At 38.9% G+C, this 22,558-nt stretch carries 18 protein-coding genes; 7 read left to right on the forward strand and 11 right to left on the reverse strand.

Translation table 11 applies throughout. The features are described from left to right. The first annotated feature begins 431 nt into the window (after positions 1-431). A complete protein-coding gene (locus BTO23_RS02095; protein ID WP_060991510.1) occupies positions 432-1,493 on the forward strand; it encodes a porin in 1,062 nt (353 codons plus the stop codon). A 219-nt stretch (positions 1,494-1,712) separates the two neighbouring features. On the opposite strand, the gene BTO23_RS02100 is transcribed toward BTO23_RS02095, so the two are convergent. After that, a complete protein-coding gene (locus BTO23_RS02100) occupies positions 1,713-2,213 on the reverse strand; it encodes a YfbU family protein (RefSeq protein ID WP_060991509.1) in 501 nt (166 codons plus the stop codon). A 103-nt stretch (positions 2,214-2,316) separates the two neighbouring features. Continuing rightward, positions 2,317-4,071 carry a formate--tetrahydrofolate ligase gene (locus tag BTO23_RS02105; protein ID WP_105062865.1) on the reverse strand — a complete coding sequence of 585 codons (1,755 nt, stop codon included), beginning with the start codon at positions 4,069-4,071 and terminating at the stop codon, positions 2,317-2,319. Positions 4,072-4,291: 220 nt separating this feature from the next. On the opposite strand from BTO23_RS02105, the gene BTO23_RS02110 reads away from it, so the two are divergent. Genes BTO23_RS02110 through BTO23_RS02125 form a run of 4 tightly spaced genes read left to right on the forward strand, consistent with a single transcriptional unit; the run spans position 4,292 to position 8,053 of the window. Next, positions 4,292-5,890: an ATP-binding protein gene (locus BTO23_RS02110; protein ID WP_105062866.1), complete on the forward strand. Its 1,599-nt coding sequence runs from the start codon at positions 4,292-4,294 to the stop codon at positions 5,888-5,890. A 53-nt stretch (positions 5,891-5,943) separates the two neighbouring features. Then, positions 5,944-6,618 (forward strand): response regulator, encoded by a 675-nt coding sequence (locus tag BTO23_RS02115; RefSeq protein ID WP_061002968.1) that lies wholly within the window; start codon positions 5,944-5,946, stop codon positions 6,616-6,618. A 39-nt stretch (positions 6,619-6,657) separates the two neighbouring features. Further along, entirely contained in the window at positions 6,658-7,128 is a 471-nt protein-coding gene (gene ybaK, locus BTO23_RS02120; RefSeq protein ID WP_060991505.1) for a Cys-tRNA(Pro) deacylase, read from the forward strand. A gap of 34 nt (positions 7,129-7,162) precedes the next feature. Beyond that, positions 7,163-8,053, forward strand: a complete 891-nt coding sequence (locus tag BTO23_RS02125) for a patatin-like phospholipase family protein (RefSeq protein WP_170066688.1) — start codon at positions 7,163-7,165, stop codon at positions 8,051-8,053. Between the two features lie 253 nt (positions 8,054-8,306). Here BTO23_RS02125 and BTO23_RS02130 read toward each other — a convergent pair whose 3' ends face one another. The 5 genes from BTO23_RS02130 to BTO23_RS02150 form a co-directional block, all read right to left on the reverse strand. Beyond that, positions 8,307-9,503 (reverse strand): DEAD/DEAH box helicase, encoded by a 1,197-nt coding sequence (locus BTO23_RS02130; RefSeq protein ID WP_061002963.1) that lies wholly within the window; start codon positions 9,501-9,503, stop codon positions 8,307-8,309. Positions 9,504-9,665: 162 nt separating this feature from the next. After that, positions 9,666-11,192 (reverse strand): tripartite tricarboxylate transporter permease, encoded by a 1,527-nt coding sequence (locus tag BTO23_RS02135; RefSeq protein WP_105062867.1) that lies wholly within the window; start codon positions 11,190-11,192, stop codon positions 9,666-9,668. A gap of 16 nt (positions 11,193-11,208) precedes the next feature. Further along, the gene (locus BTO23_RS02140) at positions 11,209-11,709 is read right to left on the reverse strand and encodes a tripartite tricarboxylate transporter TctB family protein (RefSeq protein ID WP_060991501.1); all 501 of its coding nucleotides are present in this window, start codon (positions 11,707-11,709) and stop codon (positions 11,209-11,211) included. Positions 11,710-11,829: 120 nt separating this feature from the next. Continuing rightward, positions 11,830-12,807 carry a tripartite tricarboxylate transporter substrate binding protein gene (locus tag BTO23_RS02145; protein WP_061002959.1) on the reverse strand — a complete coding sequence of 326 codons (978 nt, stop codon included), beginning with the start codon at positions 12,805-12,807 and terminating at the stop codon, positions 11,830-11,832. A gap of 297 nt (positions 12,808-13,104) precedes the next feature. Beyond that, positions 13,105-15,198: a methyl-accepting chemotaxis protein gene (locus BTO23_RS02150; protein ID WP_105062868.1), complete on the reverse strand. Its 2,094-nt coding sequence runs from the start codon at positions 15,196-15,198 to the stop codon at positions 13,105-13,107. 267 nt (positions 15,199-15,465) lie between these two features. Between BTO23_RS02150 and BTO23_RS02155 the strand changes: the two genes are divergently transcribed. After that, positions 15,466-15,894 carry a hypothetical protein gene (locus BTO23_RS02155; RefSeq protein WP_105062869.1) on the forward strand — a complete coding sequence of 143 codons (429 nt, stop codon included), beginning with the start codon at positions 15,466-15,468 and terminating at the stop codon, positions 15,892-15,894. 122 nt (positions 15,895-16,016) lie between these two features. On the opposite strand, the gene purB is transcribed toward BTO23_RS02155, so the two are convergent. The 4 genes from purB to norR all read right to left on the reverse strand — a co-directional run bounded on the left by purB (position 16,017) and on the right by norR (position 20,868). Next, positions 16,017-17,387 carry an adenylosuccinate lyase gene (gene purB / locus BTO23_RS02160; protein ID WP_061002953.1) on the reverse strand — a complete coding sequence of 457 codons (1,371 nt, stop codon included), beginning with the start codon at positions 17,385-17,387 and terminating at the stop codon, positions 16,017-16,019. A gap of 71 nt (positions 17,388-17,458) precedes the next feature. Continuing rightward, positions 17,459-18,076 (reverse strand): high frequency lysogenization protein HflD, encoded by a 618-nt coding sequence (gene hflD / locus BTO23_RS02165; protein WP_060991496.1) that lies wholly within the window; start codon positions 18,074-18,076, stop codon positions 17,459-17,461. An 11-nt stretch (positions 18,077-18,087) separates the two neighbouring features. After that, complete coding sequence (mnmA, locus tag BTO23_RS02170) at positions 18,088-19,212, reverse strand: tRNA 2-thiouridine(34) synthase MnmA (protein ID WP_061002951.1); 1,125 nt, start codon at positions 19,210-19,212, stop codon at positions 18,088-18,090. 117 nt (positions 19,213-19,329) lie between these two features. After that, complete coding sequence (norR, locus tag BTO23_RS02175; protein WP_105062870.1) at positions 19,330-20,868, reverse strand: nitric oxide reductase transcriptional regulator NorR; 1,539 nt, start codon at positions 20,866-20,868, stop codon at positions 19,330-19,332. Positions 20,869-21,057: 189 nt separating this feature from the next. On the opposite strand from norR, the gene norV reads away from it, so the two are divergent. Next, a complete protein-coding gene (gene norV / locus BTO23_RS02180; protein ID WP_061002947.1) occupies positions 21,058-22,557 on the forward strand; it encodes an anaerobic nitric oxide reductase flavorubredoxin in 1,500 nt (499 codons plus the stop codon). Position 22,558 lies beyond the last annotated feature (1 nt).

A 22,558-nucleotide genomic window follows, 5' to 3' on the forward strand; every position in this document is an offset into this window, starting at 1 on the left:
ATAAAAAATCTACTCGTCTATTTATTTTTCTTCTCAAAATTAATAATGTGACCCACTTCAAATACGAACCCTAATAGAAGCTAACAAGATCTTTTTTGTTATCAATTTGTAGTGATCAATATCACTTGAATTGTTAATTATAGACTCGAAAAATGTGATCTGAAGTATTTCTATATGTGAAAATATAAATTTAAAATTTGATGGGGTTGGTTTAAATTTTTGATTTTTAAATATTTATACTTTTTTATAAAGGCTGTTTTTGAACTTGGTCAAACTATGAATGAGCTTTATTTTTTAGAGCGAATTAATAGGGCATGATTTGTCTCAACGGATTCAGATAAACATGTATGGATTACAAGTATTCTTGAGTTTGGCGTCTAAACAGTAGAACAGCTAAACCAAAATAAGTTCAAAAATATAGGACGTATAACATGAAAAAGACACTTTTAGCACTAGCAGTACCAGCACTTTTAATGGCGGGTTCAGCATCAGCAGCAACGGTACATACCGCTGAAGATGGTTCGACAATTGATGTGTATAGCCGTTTAGGTTTTAACATTACAGACCGAGCTGGTATGGGTGAAGATGGCGACGCAGTAGGCAACTTTGATGCACGTATTGGTCTTGGTGGCTCTCAAGTTGTTAATGATAAAGTTTCTGTTATTGGTTGGGCTGAGTATTCTGTTGGTGCTGCAGAGCAACGTGGTACAGATAACAGCTTTACACCACGTTACGTATGGGCAGGTATTGATGGCTCTGAATACGGTAAGGTGACCTTTGGTCGTGTTGCTTCAGGCATTATTATGCTTTCTGATTTGGGCGATGTATTCGCAGCATCTGACGTAATTTTAGGTCGTCAGTTAGAGCTCGTTGATAATTCTGCAGCTCAAACTTTCCGTCAAGATGGCACTATCCAATATCAAAACAGTCTTGGTGCGTTTGATATGTCGGTTGCGTATATCTTAGGTAACTCTGAGTCAAATCAAGATGGTTCTTACAACGCTGTAGGTCGTTATACGTTTGATTTAGGTGATGCAGGTACACTAGCTCCTGTTGTTGCTTATCAAGCAAACAGTACGGGTGATACAGGTGCTAATGCAAACCGTGATTACACTTTCTGGGGTGCAGGTCTTCAATATAAGTTAAATGAATTAACGCTTGGTGCTATGTATAACCAAGATGAAATTGAAGGACAAGGCATTTCTGGTACTTCTAAAGATAAGAGCTATGAATTAACTGCTGTATATAACATTAATGATGATTGGACTGCTCGTGCTGGTTACCGCGCATTAGAAAATACCGGTGGTGATGAAACTGAATATAAAGATACAACATTAGAGGTTCAATACCACTTAACGGCTCGCTCTTCTATCTACACAAGTTACGTAATGCGTAATGGTGAAAATGGAACAGGAATGGGAGCACCTGCAGTTATGACTTGGAATAACGCAGAAGAAGATTACTACCACTTAGGTCTTCGTTATGAATTCTAATCTGACCAATAATGTTGATATTACTGTTAATCTATAAGGGTGGATTCTTAGTTAACTATCAATCAGGTTAGAAAACCAAAATCCTCACTGATCCGTCAGTGAGGATTTTTTCTATTTAATAATAATAATGAACAAGCATTAAATTGTAGGTATAAAAAATCCCCGCGAGTGCGAGGATTTTAAATAGATTATTTATGATTGCTCTTATTTATATAGAAATTAAGCGTTGAAGATTTGCGCCATTTCAGTTGAGCATAGGTGGTATTGACGCGGGCAATTGCGCCATGTTGTTAGCATGCGACGGTATTTGTCTATCATTGGCATTTGACTGTTGAAGTGGTGATCTGCTTTATCAAATTGAGGGTACAAACCTTCAGAATTTGTTAAGAAGCGAACATAATTCACTTGCTGTGCTTCTGTTGCAATATCAAAGCCTAAGAACTGAAGACGACGCGCATCAACTTTTGCTTGGCATTCAGGCACTAGCATATTGTAAGACTCTTGCATTGCGTGGTACATCTCCATGAAGTCGATGATTTCACGGCATTCTGTTTCTGTTATACAACCAAAGTCTTTATCTAATTCACGAATTTGCAGTTCATAACCACGTTCAACAATCAGTTGTTGGCGTTTATACTTTTCTGCATTTGCAGGATCCATTTGTGACATTAAGTAGTACTGATTTGAAAGAATCAAGCGTTGAGCATTAGTCATATCCATCAGGATAACCTCAAAAATTATAAGTAAATTTGTATAAAAAGTTGAAGCTAGATTAACAGTAAATGTAGCACATAGAATATGATCTATATTAAGTTATGTGATCTTAGCTCAGTCCTGTGATGTTTCCATTTGCATCAATATCTAAATTCATAAATGCAGGCTTCTCTGGTAAGCCGGGCATGGTCATTACGTTACCACATAGTGCATAAATAAAGCCTGCACCTGCACATAATTTTAATTCTCGAATAGGTACAATAAAATCGCTTGGTGCGCCTTTGATATTCCCATCAGTAGAAATTGAGGCTGGCGTTTTTGCCATACAGACAGACAATGATTGGTAGCCTAGTTTTTCAAACTGCTCCAATTGTTGTTGTGCCTTTTCAGATAATTCAATGCGTTCTGCACCATAACCTTGAATGGCAACCGCGGTTAATTTATCAAATAAACTCATTTCTGGCGTATATAAAGGGGTAAATGTTGTGTTCTTTTCACAAGCTAAGACGACTTTTTTAGCTAAATCTAGTGCACCCTCACCACCTTTAACAAAGGCTTCACTGATCGCAACATCAACATTCATATGGTTTGATAATGTTGAAACCCAATCTTTTAAGAAATTTAATTCTTCTTGGGTGTCTTCTGGGAATCGATTAATAGCAACAACAACCGGTAAACCGTATTTAGCACAATTAGCAATGTGCCATTGTAAGTTAGTTAATCCAGCATTTAATGCGTCTTGGTTTGGTATGAATAGAGCCTTTGGTAAAGCTTGTCCTGGAGATAGTGGGAATAAACCAGAATTTGCTTTAATACCGCGTAACGTTGCAACAAGTACGGCACAATCAGGCGCTTTTCCTGATAAAGGTGCTTTAATATTACAGGCTTTCTCTAAGCCCATATCTGAGCCAAAACCACCTTCAGTCACTGTATAATCTGTTAATTTCAATGCGATGTTATCGGCAATAATCGACGAGTTACCGTGAGCGATGTTAGCAAAAGGGCCTGAGTGAACAAAGGTAGGTACGCCTTCCAACGTCTGCATCAGAGTCGGATTAATTGCAAATTTCATTGTGACCGTCATTGCACCAGCAACTTGGAGGTCTTCAGTTGTTACGGGTTCACCATCAAGATTATAAGCCACAACAATACGGCCAATACGTTGGCGTAAATCTTGAAGATCGGTCGCTAAGGCTAGGATTGCCATTAGTTCAGAAGCGGCAGTAATATCGAAACCATCTTCACGTTGATAGCCGTTGATTGTTTTGCCTTCTTCATTTTTACCAATGGTGACCATACGCAGTGCACGATCGTTATGATCCATTACTCGTTTCCAGACCACTTGAGATGGGTTAATTCGTAAAGCGGGTAAATCATTCTTTTGAGCGAATTCTTCATAACCTAAGCGTTGTTCGTGATAGATACGAGCATCAATAGCAGCAGAGGCTAGGTTGTGTGCAGCAGTAATCGCGTGAATGTCGCCAGTTAAGTGAAGGTTTAATTCTTCCATTGGTGCTACTTGACTGTAACCACCACCAGCTGCCCCGCCTTTTACCCCAAAAACAGGTCCCATTGACGGTTGACGAATGCATGCACTGACTGATTCTCCTAACTTAGCAAGACCTTGTGCTAAACCAATAGTTGTGACTGTTTTTCCTTCACCAAGAGGAGTTGGGGTAATCGCACTAACAAGGATTAATTTACCATTTGGTTTGTTTTCAAGGTGTTTTAAAGCATCGATATTGACCTTTGCCTTATAACGACCTTGTGGGGTAATGTCATTATCATGCAGCCCTAAGTTTGACGCAATCGTTTTCATTCTTGTAAGTGTCGCAGTTTGGCAGATTTCAATATCGCTTTTCATAATAACGGGAACCTTTAGGAAAGAGTTAAAACATCAGAAAAGAAGCGCCTGTTTTATACCACATAAATGGGGTGATACAGAATCAATTCCCTGAAAATAGTTTTTATTTGATAAAAATAGTTATCACCTGTGATCAAAGAGTATGAACAAGGTTTAAGAATAGGTTAATGGCTTGTGATAATATCTATTGGGTGATTAAGTCAGAATAAATGAGGGATGAATGTCGTGGCGTGATTTGAGTTTTCGGCGTCGGTTATTATCAGTTATGACCATTTCTGGGATCGGGAAGTTATTATTATTATCCATCTGTGCTTTTTTGTATGTTAAACATTGGGAATCGCAAGACAGTGGGGATAAAGCGCTTGGTATTGCTCGGTTTCTTGCTCAATCTCCAATCGTGATAGAAGCAGTTATACAAAATTCACCTCCGTTAATTGAAGATAAGATTGAACGATTACGTGCCTCGATTGGTGCTGCTTTTATTGTGGTAGGGAACAAAGATGGCGTACGTATCGCTCATCCAATAAAAGAACGCATTGGCAAGGCGATGCAGGGAGGAGACAACCAGCAAGCATTGTTATTGGGTGAATCTTATATCTCATACGCCAAAGGGTCACTCGGGCACTCTGTTCGTGGTAAAACTCCAATAATAAGCAAGGAAGGGGAGATCATTGGGGTGGTTTCTGTTGGTTATTTATTAACGGCTATTGATAACAAAGTCTCACATTTCTTAGTGTTTTTTCTTGGAATGGCGGTGTTAGTTATTTTTGCCAATGCCATTATCGCTAATTTTATTGCAAGACGTTTTCAACAATCTATTTTTGGTTTTGAGCCTGAAGCATTTGGTCGCTTATATAAAGAACAACAAGTTACACTTTCGACTTTACGTGAGGGGGTACTTAGTATCGATGCTAATGGTAAATTAAAATCTATCAATAAAAGTGCTTGTGACATATTGAATATAGATCCTAAAGGGGCTTTAAATCGTCCGTTTATTGAAATACTTCCTGATAGTGATTTAACGAAGCTATTAGTAACTAAACAGTCTGAGCACGACATTGAATTGTTACTCAATGGTCAAGCAGTGATTGCTAACCGTGAACTTATAAAAATTGATGGTCAAGTAGTGGGAGCGGTATCCAGTTTTAGACGAAAAGATGAGATCAGCGAATTGATGCTGCAATTGTCACAAGTGAAGCAGTATGCCGATTTATTACGCTCTCAAACTCATGAACATCGGAATAAACTCAATACAATTAGTGGTCTTATTCAGTTAGGTAAAATAGAAGAAGTACAACAGATTATTGGTCAGGAAAGTTTACGTTACCAAAAACTAATCGAATTTTTAAGAGAGAGTATTTCTGAGCCTATGATAGCGGGTGTGTTGCTTGGGAAAAGTGAACGAGCCAGAGAGTTAGGATTAGTACTGGAGATAGAAGAAGGAACACAACTCTCTCATTTACCAAGCCATATTCGTGCTGAAGATATGGTGACCATTATAGGTAACTTAATTGATAATGCGTTTGATGCGACATTGAATCATTTTGATACCGAAATTCAAGCGATAACCGTGAGTGTGACTGATTTTGGACAAGACATTATAATAGAAGTTGAAGATAAAGGGTGCGGCCTACCACAGGCGTTTAGCTTGAAAGAATTAACTAAACGTGGTGTTTCAACAAAATCAGATAAAGGACGTGGGGTTGGTTTGTATCTTATTCAACAGTTAGTGGATCAGTATCGAGGTGCATTTACCGTTAGAAGTGAACAAGGTAAAGGTACATTGATGGCCGTTTACTTACCAAAAGAGTTGCACTAACACCTATCTAAATAGGAATAAAGCGGCCTAAAAAACAAACAAAAGGATATTGTGTGAGCAGTAAAATCAGTATTGTGATTGTAGAAGATGACATTGGAATTGCAGAAATCCACCGTCGTAATCTGGATAAAATAGATTATGTTGAAGTAATAGGAATTGCAGCCAGTAAGGAAGAAGCGACGACGTTATTGGATGTGTTGAACCCAGACTTAGTGCTATTGGATATTTATCTTCCTGACGGTAATGGACTTGATATCTTACGGGAGTTACGCCAAAAAGAGTTATCGCCTGATGTCATATTAATTACAGCCGACAGAGATGTGAATACGCTGCAAGAAGCGATGCGTGGTGGTGTGATAGATTATTTATTGAAGCCAGTGATCTTTAGTCGATTAGAAGAATCAATAAATAAGTATTTAAGTCAAAAACAACAATTCATAAATCGAGTTGATATTGATCAATCCATGGCTGATGCGATGTTGAATTCCACTAGCTCAGCAACCATATCAAGGTTACCAAAAGGTATTGATGGTGTAACGTTAGAAAAAGTTCGCCAATTGTTTACGAATAAAAATCAATTAACGGCGGATCAAGCTGGTGAATTAATTGGCGCAAGTCGAACCACTGCTCGTCGTTATTTAGAATATTTGATTAGCTCTGGAGAATTGAGTGCTGACTTGTCTTATGGCAGTGTCGGGCGACCAGAGCGTACCTATTTTAAAACATAATATTGTTAAAAGTAGGATTGTTTATAAAGGTAATGCACCATGACACCAGCAACAAAATTATTAAAGAAAGTAAAAATAGAGCATCAGGTGCTTGAGTACCATCATGATCCTAAAGCTCAAGCGTATGGGTTAGAAGCTGCAGAGAAATTGGGTTTACCTCACGAAGAGGTGTTTAAAACCTTAGTTGTTCAGATCGATGAAAAAGAACTCGTCGTTGGTATTATTCCTGTAGCGGATCATTTAAGTATGAAATTAATAGCTAAAGCTGCCGGTGGAAAAAAAGCGAAAATGGCGGATCCTATCCTCGTACAAAAAACGACAGGGTACGTGATGGGTGGAGTAAGCCCAATTGGACAAAAGAAACGCTTAAAAACGGTGATTGATATCAGTGCTGAATTACATAAAACCATGTATGTCAGTGGTGGTAAAAGAGGTTTAGATATAGGGCTTGCACCAAAAGATTTACGACAAGTCTTAAACGCACAATTTATGGATATTAAAGCAGAATAATATTAGGGCGTATTGATATTATTTGGCAGGGAGAATGACTGTGAGTAAAAAAACAGTATCACTAGTTTTAGGCAGTGGTGGAGCAAGAGGGCTTGCTCATATTGGTGTTATTCGTTGGTTAGAAGAGCATAATTTTGAGATTGTCTCTGTATCTGGCTGTTCTATTGGTACTGTTATTGGTGGCGTATATGCTGCCGGAAAACTCGATGAATTTGAAGCTTGGATGCGAACGGTAACGAAATTAGATATTGTCTCTTTAATGGATTTTAACTGGGGTAAAGGTGGATTAATTAAAGGCGAGAAAGTCATGAATCGTCTGGGGCACATTCTAGGTGATTTGAACATTGAAGAGCTTGCTATTCCTTATACAGCTGTTGCCGCAGATATCAGTAATGAGAAAGAAGTTTGGTTACAAAAGGGCCCATTATTACAAGCGATCCGAGCATCCATCTCGTTACCTTTGTATTTAATGCCTATTGAATTTAATGGAAAAACATTAATTGATGGTGGGGTATTAAATCCCGTGCCTATTGCTCCCACCTTTGGGGATCATTCAGATATTACCTTAGCGGTAAACCTTGCTGGTGAACTCACTCATAAACTCGATGATTTTAAAGAAGTTCAAGTTGATATTTCAGATAATGAATCTGAAGAGGAAACACCTTTCCATCGAAAAATCAGTGATTATTTTGGTTCTCTAACCGCAAAAACCTCGAGAATTGATTTAGGTATGTACGATATTGCAAATCAAGCATTTGATGCGATGCAAAGTACCATTGCGAGACAAAAGCTTGCGGCATATCCGCCTGATGTTACTGTTGAAATAGCAAGAGACGCGTGTGGGACATTTGAATTTGAACGCACCGCAGAGATGATTGATTTAGGATATGAAAGAGCAGAACACGCTTTAAAACATCTGCTATAAATCCTCTCTACCAACAGATAGATACAAAAACGCCCATGCTTAATCGTAAGTATGGGCGTTTTTAATTTTGTGGTCTAATACTAATCGTAGTAAATAATTAGTCATCCTAGCTGGTTAAAACACTCGATAACAGCGTTGAATTTTTTGATTGTAGAATAACTACTTATTAAAAAATTGCGCCTTGTTCTCAAGCATTTTTCCTGCGCTATTTCTGACCACTTACTTACTGTGATTGGTATAACTAAAACCGTGATTAAAATTTTGGAGCAGGTTTTCTGGTAGGCTTAAAGTTCAAAATAGAAATTGGCACTTCCTTACGTGGAGCAAAGCCTTCGATTTCTTTACGAACAATTAAATGCCCAAGACGTTTTTCAATCATACATAGGTTTTTGAAATCGTCTTTAGAAACAAATGAGATAGCCTCACCTTTAGCTCCAGCACGGCCAGTACGACCAATACGGTGAACGTAATCATCAGCAGGGAAAGGTAAATCATAGTTAACAACACGAGTTAGTTCGTCAATATCAATACCACGAGCAGCAATACCAGTAGCCACTAAATATTGTAATTTGCCTTCTTTAAAGTCATTTAATACTTTTGCTCGTGCGTCTTGGCTACGACCACTATGGAAAGCTTCTGCTTTGATACCACGTTTTTCTAATTGGCTTACCAGTTTCGCTGCACCGTGCTTTGTCTCAATAAAGATCAGAGCTTGGTCCCACTGATTTTCTGTAATTAAGTGGCTAAGTAACGCTGATTTTCTGTCTTTATCAACCGTGGTTAACCATTGATCAATTTGTGGTGCTGATGTCGTTTTTGGCGAAATAGTTATTTCAATCGGATTATTTACCGCTGTTTTCGCTAAAAAACGAACTTGATCTGACAAGGTTGCTGAGAACAGCATGTTTTGACGATCTAAAGGTAAGCGTTCGATGATTTTATTAATATCTTCAATAAAACCCATGTCTAACATACGGTCGGCTTCATCAAGAACTAAAATTTCAATTTCATCAAAGTGGATAGCACGTTGAGTGTACATATCAAGTAGACGACCAGGTGTTGCAACAAGTACATCAACCCCTTCAATTAGGCGTTCTTTTTGGTTTTTATAATCAACACCGCCGTACATAGCCAGTGATGAAATATCAATGTGTTTACTGTACTGCTGTACATTTTCTTCAACTTGAATCGCTAGCTCACGCGTTGGCGTTAAAATTAATGCGCGAACACGTTTAGCACGAACTTTGGTTGGGTCTTCGCTGAGAATTTCTAAAATTGGTAATACAAAACTGGCTGTTTTACCAGTACCAGTTTGGGCTGCAGCGATCAGGTTCTTTCCTGTTAATGCAACAGGGATAGCCTTTTCTTGAATTGGCGTAGGGGCTTTATAGCCTAGTTCGTTAATGGCTTTTAAAATTGGATCGCTTAATCCAAGGTTAGAAAATGGCATGTGAAATCTCAGGTATGTAAAAAATCAAAACGGTTTAAAGCAAAAGCAGTAAACAGAGAGCATATAAGGCGGGATTGTAGCATGAAAAAAGAAATGGCAGCAGAGTAATAAACACCAATACCATTACTGATAGTGATGCTTATTAAGAGGGTTAAGGTAGGGCTATGATTTTACTGCGAGCTTAGGGCGAATAACCTTATTTATAAACGTAAGTACCATAGGCAAAAGTAATACAATTGCTGCGATAGAGGTAAAGCTAAAAGTAATAGGTCGCTCCCACAAGAAACTCAGTTCACCATCACTGATCATTAATGCTCGACGTAAATTCTCTTCCATCATGCCGCCCAATATAAATCCGAGCAGTAAGGGGGCGAGTGGGAAATTGGCAAGCCGCAGAGCTATCGCTACCATGGCAATAAAGATCATGATAAACACATCAACGGTATTAAAGGAGACTAAATAAACTCCCGTAATTGAGAAGAACAATACCATAGGCAATAATACGGTTCTTGGTACAGCCAGTAGCTTCGAGATGTAAGGAATAAGCGGTAAGTTAAGGATAACTAAAACGATATTACCAAAGTACATTGAGATAATAACCGACCAGAAAATATCAGGGTGATCAACAAACAATCGTGGGCCTGGTTGAATACCATAAGCGATTAAGGCACCAAGCATGATTGCGGTTGTCCCCGAACCTGGAATACCTAAAGTCAATAATGGAACAAATGAGCCACTCGATGCTGCATTGTTTGCTGATTCTGGAGCCACTAACCCACGAATACTGCCTTTACCAAACTCTTCTCTTTTTTCTTTAGGGGCAAGATTTCGCTCCATACCGTAACTTAAAAAAGCAGCAATGGTTGCGCCAGCACCCGGCAATACACCGGTAAAGAAACCAAGAATAGAAGAACGAACAGCAACAGGCGCGACTTCTTTGAACTCTTCTTTGGTGATTTTCATGCTACCAAGATCAGACATTTTATTTTGTTCATCATCTCGGGTATCTTGCTCTGGTTTTAATATCCCCATTAAGGTTTCCCCTAATGCGAAGGTTGCCATAGCAAGTAATAGGAAGCTAAATCCATCCATTAAATCGGTTAAGCCAAAGGTAAAGCGTTCAACACCAATCCCTTTATCAATCCCGACGGTTGAAAGCATTAAACCAAGGATTGTCATTATCCATGCTTTTATTACTTGTCCTTTACCTGCGAATGCCGCAACCGCAGATAAACCGACTAGCATCAGTGCAAAGTAATCTGATGATTGAAAGCTCAAAGACACTTTGGCAAGCGCAGGAGCGGCAATTAAAAGCATGATTGCAGAGAGAGTACCGCCAGTGAAAGAAGAGTAAGCTGCAAGAGCTAGGGCTTTACCTGCTTGGCCTTTTTGTGCCATTGGGTAACCATCAAATGCGGTTACTACGGTTGATGAGCAACCGGGAGCATTGATGAGAATGGATGAGGTTGACCCACCAAAAACAGCACCGTAATAAACACCCGCCATTAAGATCATCCCTGATGCAGGGTCTAATCCATAGCTAATTGGGATCATAAGAGCAATGGCTGAAATCGGGCCAAGACCCGGCAACATACCGATAAAAGTACCGACGAAACATCCAACCATAACCATCATCAAATTGGTTGGCATTATTGCGGTGGATAAGCCTGCTAAAATTCCATCTAACATAATTAAGTCCTAGGGGTTACCAAGCAAGAAAAAGATAACCAGGTTCGAGATAGATATCTAAACCTTTGGTAAGAAGTAGCCAAAATCCGGTCACAAAAGGAAATGAAGCACCGAATAACACCGGTTTTCTACGCTCTCCCAATAGATAGAATCCCGCTAACAGAAATAAGCTTGTAGCTAATACAAAACCAAGCCAAGTTAGGCCAATTCCATACAGCACCATTAATACTAAAAAGCCAATAAGTAACTTCCAGTTAAAGCCTAAGGTTGCACCACTTTTTTCATCGGGTTGCGCTGATACAATCAATAATAAAGACAGAAATATACCAGCAAAGGTCAACATGTAAGGTAAGGTTCTAGCAGTGAAGGGTTCGTATTCATCACCAGGAAATAAAGGAATTAAACTGGTTTGATAGCCATAACATAAGCAGACCAGTAAAAAAATGATAGCGCCAACACGATCTCGGCATAATAGAGACGAGCTAGAGTACGACATGAGTTCTCTCCATGAATTCATTAAGTAAAGAAAAGGCTGCCTTGGAATAAAGTGCAAGGAATGTATCTGGTATAACAAGGAGAATTAATGAGCCATATCCGGTGGAGTCATTAAATATCCAAGGCAGCTAAAATGGTGGTGTTATTTTAAGAAACCCAGTTCACGCATTAGTGTGCCCATGAGTAACTCTTGTTCTTCAAGAAAGGCATAGAAATCTTTATCTGCTTTATAATTATCAATCCAACCGTTGCGATCTCGTACTACTGCCCATTGTTCAGTCTCGTACATTTTGTCGAACGCTTTGGTGTATTCATCAATTTTAGCTTGAGGTGTACCGGGAGCTGCAAAGAAACCACGCCAGTTAGCAAATACAGTATTGTTACCATATTCCGTTAGTGTTGGAATCTCAGGGGCACTTTCTAAACGTTTAGGCGCAGTAATAGCAAGGATACGAACTTGACCGCTTTTCGACATTTCTAGTACTTCACCAAGACCCGTTGACAGTAACGGTGTTTCACCCGAAAGAAGGGCAGCCATTGCTTTGCCGCCAGCATCATAAGCGATGTAACGTACTTTTCTTGCATCAAAGCCTTCCCCTTTAAATGCTGCGGCCACAACAAGGTGATCCATACTGCCTCGAGCTGAACCTCCCGCAATTTTTACTGAGCGAGGATCTTTTTCAAAATCAGCAACTACTTGCTCCCAACTTGTGTATTTAGAATCTTTATTTACTACAATAGCACCGTAATCAGCAATGGTGGCTGCTACCGGTGTTAGGTCTCTGAATGACTGGGGGAAAATGCCACTTAGCGATCGGATCACGATAGGCGTTGAGTTTACCATTAGCGTATCTGGTTGACGCTCTGCGGTTTCGATAAGGTGAGCAATGGCTTTACCGCCTCCGCCACCAGAAAGATTTTGGTAAGAGGCTTGTTCAATAATGTCTGATTTTAGAAGGACATCACCTGTCCCACGAGCAGTCATATCCCAGCCTCCGCCAGCGCCACCCGGAATAATAAAGTGAATTTTTTCGAGCTCAGCGGCGAACGCTGATCCTGACATGGCAAAAGTCGCTGCAATCATTGATGCTGTGATCTGTTTTTTAAATGAAGTAAACATGAATAACATTTCCTTATGTGTCCAAGTTTCTTTGTAGTTATGATGTGAAACTTGAGAGTAGGGATTACAGCTTCTATGAGCTGTTATCGTTCAGAGATATACTGCTTTTTCTTTGTTGTTGCGTAAATGTTATTTATTTGTGGGGTGTTTGACTAGGTAGGGGACATAATGGGTATTTAGAATATAAAGTGAATTCTGTTCATAAAGTTCATGGGGTATTTATAAATCAAAAAAAGCCATGCGATAAAGAAATGCATGGCTTGAAATTACTCGATGTTGCTTTAGGTCACTTTTAGATTATTGAGTTTTAAATTCACTCAGTTTCTGAGTTAATGAGTGACTCTCTTGAGTAAGTGCTTCTGTGTCTTTTAATGAAGTATGCATATCTGCAAGAACATCGTTAGCGGCTTCATTTATGCTGGTTACATTACGATTAATTTCTTCTGAAACCGAGCTTTGTTCTTCCGCAGCAGAAGCGATTTGATTATTCATATCATTAGCAACCAAAATAGCAGAGCTAATCTCTTTCAGATTGTCTTGTGCAATCACCGTTTCTTCTTTGGTTGATAATGCCTGCTTCTGACTATTATCCATTACCGTTACAATGCTTTGAGTATTTTGTTGCAGTATCACGAGCATATTATTGATTTCTTGGGTTGAGCTTTGTGTACGGCTTGCTAGGTTACGCACCTCATCGGCAACAACCGCAAACCCACGTCCTTGCTCACCAGCACGAGCCGCTTCAATCGCTGCGTTTAATGCTAATAAATTTGTTTGTTCTGCAATGCCCCCAATTTCAGTCAGAATTTTTTGAATGTCATTACTTGATGCTGCTAGGTTTACTACTTGCTCTTGAGCTTCATTAATGAATTGCGCTAATTCTTCAACAGAAGCCGCAGCATTGTTCATTATTTTCTGGCCTTCTTCGCTGCTTACTTGAATTTGGCTTGCTGCTGTTGCCGCTTGCAATGCTGAAGAGGCAACTTCTTGGGCTGTTGCACTCATCTCATTAATAGCCGTTGCTAATTGAGTGACTTCATTCACTTGGTTTTGTAATTTAACTTGTGATTTTTCAGTTTCAGCCATGGTATTCATTGATGATTGAGAGACTAATTCAGCCGTATCTTTTGCATTATGAAGTGTGTTTTGAACTTTCTCGATAAAAGTATTAAACCAGAAAGCCAGTTGACCAATTTCATCTTTGGATGTGACTTCAATACGCTGAGTTAAATCACCATCGCCTTGGGCTATGTTTTCAAAACGAGACGTTAGGTTAGTTAAAGAAGCACCAATCTGTTTCGCTAAAATAAAGATGATAACGATACCGATAATTGACGAAATTAGACCACTTAATAAACCATTAGAAAGTGCATCATCACTGAGTTGAGTGCTTAGTGAATTAAAATCAGTAATTTCTTTTTGTAATGTTTCTGAAGGAATAGAAACGATGACGATCCAAGGTTTTGAACCTGTATTTATTGTAGAAATAGCCGTTTTATATGGACCAATATCTTTTAAGAATGTCTTTTTTGTTGTCGCGTCTTGTTGAATCTCACTCCAATTTTGTGCAAATTCATTTTTTACTTTTGTACCAACAAGTTCACCATCTTGACTAAAAGATAATAAAGTTCCGTTCCATGAAGAAATAGAAACTACTGCTTGAGGAATACCTATTTCTTGAGCCGCTTTTTTACTGATTTTCTGGAAGCTTTTGATTGACCAATCAAACCCAACAGAGCCGACAATTTCATTGTTATGTCGTAATGGTAAACTAATCGTCGTAATCAGTTCTTGGTTACCTCTTACGTTGTAATAATAAGGTTCCATTACAAAGCTTTTACCTGACTCGAACGGCGCTAAATGCCATTCATCAATACGCTCCCCATTATTGTTTAAAGCGGTATTGTTAAAGCTATCCATCCCTAACGCTTCAAAGCTAGAGTCAATTGGTGAAAAGAATGGAGATAAAATACCGTTTTTATTTACCGCTTTTTGGGTCAATTCGGAATCATCTTTGATAAAATTTTCTTTTTCCCAAACCATATAGCCAGCAAAAACGCTTTTATTTTGAATTTTTAACGAAGCTATAAATTGTTCGATAAGAAGGCTGGCATGAGATTGGTGTTGATTTGATAGTTCTAGTAATGATTGCAGTTGTTTTAAATTACTAATAACAGGAGAAAACTGTCCGTTCAGTTCCGCACTTTGTTGGTTGGCAATAGACAGTAATTTATAATCAATATTTTCAACAAGTTGATCAGAAACATGCTTTGTGATTTCTTTATTTACGCCATCATAAGAAACGGTTGTAAAAAACATAGCCGTACTTAATGTAATAAATATGGCAAGCCCTGCGCTAATAGCGATACGTGTTTTGATTGATTTAAACATAATGCCCTAATGATAAAAGTGGTTTTATAGAGTTACTTATCGACTAAAAATAAATATTCATTAGGGTAAATAGGAGGGTTTTTGTATAAAAACTATAAAATGTTCAGATTGAGTTCATAAAGGGTAACTTATATTTATCTATAGCCTTTAAGGTATATGATAAATCTCTTGATTAAGTTATTTTCTGTTAATCTGCTTTGTACTATGTCAGTAAATATCGATTCTGATTAGCATTGGTTGTATTCGTAAATTTATAGTGAGAAAAGAATGAACAAAAAACTATTGGTACCTTTACTATTTACCGTTGTTTTGGCTGGTTGCGATGATGCAAGTGAAGCGATTGATAAAGCACAAGATGCAGCAAATAAGGCAGTAGATATGGCTCAATCTAAATTAGAGTCAGTAGATTTGAGTGTATTGAATATTGAACAATTTGGCGATGCAGCGGATTCAGCGACTGAGTTTGCTGAGTCAGTCGATGAAGCGTTAAACGCGGATTACAGCAATCCTAAAGCATTAACTGAAATTCAAGAACACATTGCCAATGCTTATAGCTGTTTAGTTGAAGCATCATCAGAATCAAGTGCGGAAAAATTAGTGAACAAAGTAATGTCAACTATATCGAATGAAGACGCACACAGTCTCATTGAAAAAGGGGTTGATAGCGCAAAAGAGATGCAAGAGTGTGTGATGTAGCCAGTCTTATGTGATGAATACTAATTGCATATAAAAAAGCCCTGAAATCATAACTCTTTATGAGTGTGATACAGGGCTTTTTAATGCTTACTAATCTGTATAGTTAAAGATAACGATAAAGATTACAGCTTGTCAGTTAGCTCGATAGCTTGACCGATGTAGTTTGCTGGTGTCATCTCTTTTAGGCGAGTTTTTTCGTCTGCAGGGATTTCTAAACCATCGATGAATGCACGCATGCCTTCGCCGTCTACACGTTTACCACGAGTCAGTTCTTTTAGTTTTTCGTATGGCTTTTCGATGCCGTAACGACGCATTACTGTTTGTACTGGTTCTGCAAGAACTTCCCAGTTTTTATCTAGTTCAGCTTCAAGTGCAGCACGGTTGATTTCTAATTTGCTAATGCCTTTTAGAGTCGACGTGTATGCAATGATAGCGTAGCCACAACCAACACCTAGGTTACGAAGAACCGTTGAGTCAGTTAGATCACGCTGCCAGCGAGATACAGGTAGTTTTTGTGCTAGGTGGCTAAAGATAGCGTTAGCAAGACCTAGGTTACCTTCTGAGTTTTCAAAATCGATTGGGTTAACTTTATGCGGCATAGTTGAAGAGCCGATTTCACCAGCAATCGTTTTTTGTTTGAAGTGACCAAGAGCAATATAGCCCCAAACGTCACGGTCAAAATCAAGAAGGATTGTATTGAAACGTGCAATCGCATCAAATAGCTCAGCAATGTAGTCATGCGGTTCAATTTGAGTTGTGTACGGGTTCCAGTTAACGCCTAGAGATTCAGTGATGAACTCTTCGCTAAATGCGTGCCAATCAACGTCTGGGTAAGCAGAAAGGTGAGCGTTATAGTTACCAACAGCACCATTGATTTTTGCTAGGATTTCAACATTTTCGATTTGCTTGTATTGACGTTCCATACGGTACGCAACGTTAGCCATTTCTTTGCCCATAGTCGATGGAGAAGCTGGCTGACCGTGTGTACGAGAAAGAAGAGGAATGTCACGATATTCGTTAGCCAATGCTTTAATTGCATCAATAACGTTACGGATCTCAGGAAGAATCACAGTATCACGAGCTTCTTTAAGCATAAGAGCGTGAGATGTGTTGTTGATGTCTTCTGAAGTACATGCAAAGTGAATGAATTCATTGATAGCGTGAAGCTCAGGAAAATCAGCTACTTTTTCTTTTAAGAAATATTCAACTGCTTTTACATCGTGGTTTGTAGTGCGTTCAATGTCTTTAATACGCATAGCGTCTTCTTCACTGAAGTTAGCTGCGATGTTATCTAAGAATTGATTCGCTTCTGCGCTTAATGTAGCCACTTCCGCAATCGATTGCGTAGCTGCTAATTTTTGAAGCCAACGAACTTCAACAACAGTGCGGTACTTCAGTAAGCCGTACTCACTAAAGATGCTGCGTAGAGAAATTGTTTTACTTCCGTAGCGACCATCTACAGGTGAAACAGCAGTTAATGCTGACAATTCCATGTGAATCTCCTAGATATGTATAAAAGGTTAAAGGAAAAAGCCTACCTGAAACTCAAGTAGGCTTTAATTTTTTAAATTCGAGCTAAAATAATTTTTGCTTGCTCAACCATTTTCTTACGGCCAAAAATTAAGTGGCGACGTTTGCCACCTGTTTGTCGCCATAACACAGCAGAACGAATACCTGAAAGTAACAGAGAGCGCACTTTATGCTGTGTCATTGGTTGCTGTAAGATTGATGGTGTACCAGTCACTTGAATACGAGGGCCCATAGGGCTGATCACATCTAAGTAAATGCTGGCGATGTTACTAAGCATTTGTTCGTCATGAATGTCAAAATGTTCAAGTTGACGTTCAATAGTACCAATACGTTCACCAAGCTTACTCATGCCATCTCTATGACCAGCAAGCTTACGTTCTAATGCCATTAAACTGATTAAGTAGCGAGTTAATTCACTGCCCGCAGGAGTGTTATCAAAATCTCGAACTAGACATTCCAAACCAATACGCAAATTAGCTTCATTGCCGTATACCGCAACGGTATTATTTGGATTGGTTTCTAAAATAGATTGAATCGCAGTATCAAACGCAGCTTGATCACAGTGTCCATCTTTCGCCATTTTTTGTACTAAGCTTGCCGCTTGGCAAATGCCAGCAAATGCAATGGTTCTGTCAAATAAAGTGTTCGCCACGTTTGGGCTCCTTAAATACGCTCTTCAATAATACCGCCACCTAGGCAAACTTCACCTAAGTAGAAAACTGCAGATTGACCTGGAGTTACCGCAATTTGTGCTTCATCAAAGATCACTTTAATGTTTTCATCATCGATAGGGATGATAGTACAAGGGATATCCGTTTGACGGTAACGTGTTTTTACTGTGCAGCTCAATGGTGCTTTAATCGGCGTGCGATCAACCCAATCAAGTTGAGACGCTAATAAACCTTGAGATTTCAGTAATGGGTGATCTTTGCCTTGAACAGCAATTAACACGTTACGTTTTAAATCTTTCTCACCAACGAACCATGGGTCTTCATTGCCACCGCCGCCTTTAGAACCGCCGATATGTAGACCTTTACGTTGGCCAAGCGTGTGGTACATCAACCCTTGGTGTTGTCCAATGACCTTACCGTCAGGTGTTTCAATATTACCTGGTTGTGCTGGTAAGTATTTGCCTAAAAATTCAGTGAATTTACGCTCACCGATAAAGCAGATACCAGTAGAATCTTTTTTCTTCGCTGTGATCAAATCTTGCTCTTCAGCAATGCGGCGTACTTCAGGTTTTTCAAGCTCACCAACAGGGAATAAGCTACGAGATACTTGATCTGAGCTTAATGTGTATAGGAAGTAGCTTTGATCTTTATTTGAATCCAAACCACGAAGCATTTCTGGCTTAGCACCATTGGCAATTTCTTCGGCTGTTGGGAAAGTACGACGAACGTAGTGACCCATAGCGATGAAATCAGCATCTAGAACTTCATCTGCAAATTCTAAGAAAGCTTTAAATTTGATTTCTTTATTACAAAGAATATCTGGGTTTGGCGTACGGCCCGCTTTGTATTCCTCTAGGAAATATTCAAAAACGTTGTCCCAATATTCAGCAGCAAAGTTAATGGTGTGAAGGTGAATCCCTAATTTGTCACACACGGCTTGTGCATCGGCTAAATCTTCGGCAGCGGTACAATATTCCTCGTTGTCATCTTCTTCCCAGTTTTTCATGAAAAGACCTTCAACTTGGTATCCTTGTTGCTGAAGTAGGTAGGCTGATACTGAAGAATCTACACCACCGGACATACCGACGATGACTTTCTTTTGGCTGTTGTCTGACATTCTTTAACACCACTAATAAAACTTGAGGCAGATTCTAACAGAAAGAATATGCTGGGGACAGATCCGAGACTAAAATCACATAATTATATCTGTGAAGTTAGGGTTATTTATGTTGATTTAGCCCTTTAAATTTAAGCGTTTCGCTAAACGATGTAAATTTCCCGTATCAAGCTGTAAGACTCGTGCTGTTGCTGCCCAATTTTGTTGCTGCTCTAGGTATGTTTTTTTTATTAAAGTAGCTTGAAATTCATCAGTAGCAGAACGTAAATCTGTTGTTTTTTCAAGACTTATGCTGTCTTTTTGTTCAATCAGTTTGTTTTCAGTGTTCGTGTCTTTTTTTATCGAGAAATGCACAGGGGTGAGTATCAAATCAGAATCATTACTTTGCGCCCTAGAAAGTACTGCAGCTCTGCTGATGACGTGTTCTAATTCTCGAATATTTCCCGGCCATGAGTAAGCATTAAGTAACGCGATGGCTTCAGGGGTAATTCGTATACTCGAACCGCCTAATTTTATGCGGCTTTTTTCGGCAAAATAACCAGTGAGTAAAGTGATGTCGCTACCTCTGTCTCTCAGTGGTGGCACAAAAATAGGAAACACACTGAGACGATGATACAAGTCCGCTCTAAAGTGCCCATTTTTTACTTCTTCACTCAAGGTTTTATTGGTTGCGGCAATGATCCTAGTATTTACTTTAATATGATTATCATCACCAATACGTTGAATATCACCATATTGTAAAACCCGTAATAATTTAGCCTGTAGAGCCAGAGATAATTCCCCAATCTCATCGAGAAATAACGTGCCATTATCGGCCGATTCAAACTTACCTTTCCGATTGCTAATAGCGCCAGTAAATGCGCCTTTTACATGACCAAACAACTCACTTTCAGCGACTGATTCTGGTAATGCTGCACAGTTTAAATAGACTAAATTTTGTTTTTTACGTGATGATCTTTCATGTAGAGCACTGGCAACTAGCTCTTTACCAACGCCAGTTTCCCCTGTGATTAATACTGATAATTCAGTATTTGCAACGGCATTAATATTGGTTTGTAACTCTTGCATCGCCGTTGATTCACCAATCATATCGATAGTGTTGCTTTGTGAGTTTTCAAACGATGAATTGTTCGAGCTTTCCCCTGATTGATTTTCTAATCTCTCCATTAAGAGTGCGGTATGTAAACTTGTCGCAGCTAATGCGCTGATAATACGTAATTCTTTATTGGTGAATTTATCAAATTGCAGAGGATCGAATGCGTCAATGGTGACCGCTCCAATTAAACGTTCATTCACCAATAAAGGTAAGCCAATACAAGAATGGACATGCAATTCACTTTTTGTATTTGCAATCAGCCCATCATAGGGATCAGGCAAATCACTATCAGAGGGAAATCGAACAATATCTCCAGCTCTGGCAATGGCTTCTAATCGAGGGTGTTGTGATACTGAAAACCGACGTCCAATGACATCACTATCAAGACCATTTGTTGCTAAAGGAGAAAAGTATTGGTTTTTGAAGAGTAGTAGGGCTGAAGCATCGCATTGTAATGCCTTTCTGATTGTCGATAGTAAGCGTTCAAAGCGATCTTTATTTGATAACCCAGAGGTTAAATCCAGTGCGATTTGAACCCATTCATCTTTGATGTTTTTCATGACAACTCCATAGCACCTAATTACTGTTAATTTGACAATTGTACTGTCATTTTAACAAAAGTAAATAATTGTCATTTTGACATTTAATTTTCTCTATTTTATTTAAAATCCTTAAAAATCAATACAATAAAAACTGGCACACTCAATGCAATAGTTATTGTAACGCTAATAATTAAATGAGAAAAAACAATGACTATTCATATTAAAAACAATGTTAACTGGGTTGGCCAACGTGATTGGGAAGTATCAGATTTCCATGGTACTGAATTTAAAATGACCAAAGGCACAAGCTATAACAGTTACCTTATCCAAGAAGAGAAAACGGTATTAATAGATACGGTTGATCATCGATTTAGTCATCAATTTATTCAAAATTTAGAAATGGAAATTGATCTTGCGAGCATCGATTACATTGTTATTAACCATGCAGAAGAAGATCATGCAGGCGCGCTTGCTGCGTTAATGGAGAAGATTCCTGGTACTCCTATTTATTGTACTGAAAACGCGATTGATTCAATTGTTGGTCACCATCACCATCCAGAATGGAACTTTAAGCCAATTAAAACTGGTGACGCATTAGATATTGGTAATGGCAAACAATTGGTATTTGTTGAAGCGCCAATGCTGCATTGGCCTGACAGCATGATGACGTATTTAACAGGCGATGCAATTTTATTTAGTAATGATGCTTTTGGTCAGCATTATTGTGATGAACGTTTATTTAATGATGAAGTTGATCAAACCGAATTGATGGATCAGTGCTTACGTTATTACGCCAATATCCTTACGCCATTCAGTGCGTTAGTGACGGCAAAAATTAAAGAAGTATTAAGCTTTAATTTACCGGTAGACATGATTGCAACCTCTCATGGTTGTGTATGGAGAGATAACCCAACTCAAATTATCCATCAATATTTAGAGTGGGCTGATAATTATCAAGAAGATCGTATCACTATTTTCTATGATTCTATGTCAAACAACACTCGTATGATGGCGGATGCGATTGCGCAAGGTATTCATGATATTGACCCTACTGTTGCAGTTAAGGTCTTCAATGTTTCTCGCCAAGATAAAAATGACATTTTAACCAGTGTGTTCCGATCAAAAGGGATCCTTGTTGGCTCATCAACCATGAATAATGTGATGATGCCAAAAGTGGCGGGTATGTTGGAAGAAATTACAGGCCTTAGATTCAGAGCGAAAAAAGCAGGAGCTTTCGGTAGCTATGGTTGGAATGGTGGTGCCGTTGATAGAATTCATTCTCGTTTAACCGATGCTGGTTTTGAAACGGCAGTAGGCTTAAAAGCAAAATGGCGTCCAGATGGTAAAGCGATGCAACTATGCCGAGAGCATGGTCAATTTATTGCGAAACAGTGGGCCTTAAAACCCGTTACAACAACGTTTACAACTATCAATACAGAGAAGGAAATCATTCCTGAATCTATTGCTAAACCTGTGGTCACGATTGAGGCATCAATGAATTCTGTAGCTAAAAGTGACATAAGTGCGAGTGCGTCAAATGACTCTAAACAATGCATGTTATGTACTGTATGTAATTGGGTATATGACCCAGAGCTTGGTGAACCAAATCAAGGCGTAGAGCCTAATACCCCTTGGGAAGAAGTGCCTGATTATTTCTTATGTCCTGAGTGTAATTTAGGTAAAGATGTCTTTGTTGAAGTTAAATAGG

This window comes from Aliivibrio sifiae, assembly GCF_002954715.1.
In the GTDB taxonomy this organism is placed as follows: Bacteria; Pseudomonadota; Gammaproteobacteria; order Enterobacterales; family Vibrionaceae; genus Aliivibrio; species Aliivibrio sifiae.

Excerpts from the sequence above, each read along its gene's own strand:
- BTO23_RS02095 (WP_060991510.1), top strand. The coding sequence starts at position 432 with ATGAAAAAGACACTTTTAGCACTAGCAGTACCAGCACTTTTAATGGCG.
- BTO23_RS02100 (WP_060991509.1), bottom strand. The coding sequence starts at position 2,213 with ATGGATATGACTAATGCTCAACGCTTGATTCTTTCAAATCAGTACTAC.
- BTO23_RS02105 (WP_105062865.1), bottom strand. The coding sequence starts at position 4,071 with ATGAAAAGCGATATTGAAATCTGCCAAACTGCGACACTTACAAGAATG.
- BTO23_RS02110 (WP_105062866.1), top strand. The coding sequence starts at position 4,292 with ATGTCGTGGCGTGATTTGAGTTTTCGGCGTCGGTTATTATCAGTTATG.
- ybaK (WP_060991505.1), top strand. The coding sequence starts at position 6,658 with ATGACACCAGCAACAAAATTATTAAAGAAAGTAAAAATAGAGCATCAG.
- BTO23_RS02125 (WP_170066688.1), top strand. The coding sequence starts at position 7,163 with ATGACTGTGAGTAAAAAAACAGTATCACTAGTTTTAGGCAGTGGTGGA.
- BTO23_RS02130 (WP_061002963.1), bottom strand. The coding sequence starts at position 9,503 with ATGCCATTTTCTAACCTTGGATTAAGCGATCCAATTTTAAAAGCCATT.
- BTO23_RS02135 (WP_105062867.1), bottom strand. The coding sequence starts at position 11,192 with ATGTTAGATGGAATTTTAGCAGGCTTATCCACCGCAATAATGCCAACC.
- BTO23_RS02140 (WP_060991501.1), bottom strand. The coding sequence starts at position 11,709 with ATGAATTCATGGAGAGAACTCATGTCGTACTCTAGCTCGTCTCTATTA.
- BTO23_RS02145 (WP_061002959.1), bottom strand. The coding sequence starts at position 12,807 with ATGTTTACTTCATTTAAAAAACAGATCACAGCATCAATGATTGCAGCG.
- BTO23_RS02150 (WP_105062868.1), bottom strand. The coding sequence starts at position 15,198 with ATGTTTAAATCAATCAAAACACGTATCGCTATTAGCGCAGGGCTTGCC.
- BTO23_RS02155 (WP_105062869.1), top strand. The coding sequence starts at position 15,466 with ATGAACAAAAAACTATTGGTACCTTTACTATTTACCGTTGTTTTGGCT.
- purB (WP_061002953.1), bottom strand. The coding sequence starts at position 17,387 with ATGGAATTGTCAGCATTAACTGCTGTTTCACCTGTAGATGGTCGCTAC.
- mnmA (WP_061002951.1), bottom strand. The coding sequence starts at position 19,212 with ATGTCAGACAACAGCCAAAAGAAAGTCATCGTCGGTATGTCCGGTGGT.
- norR (WP_105062870.1), bottom strand. The coding sequence starts at position 20,868 with ATGAAAAACATCAAAGATGAATGGGTTCAAATCGCACTGGATTTAACC.
- norV (WP_061002947.1), top strand. The coding sequence starts at position 21,058 with ATGACTATTCATATTAAAAACAATGTTAACTGGGTTGGCCAACGTGAT.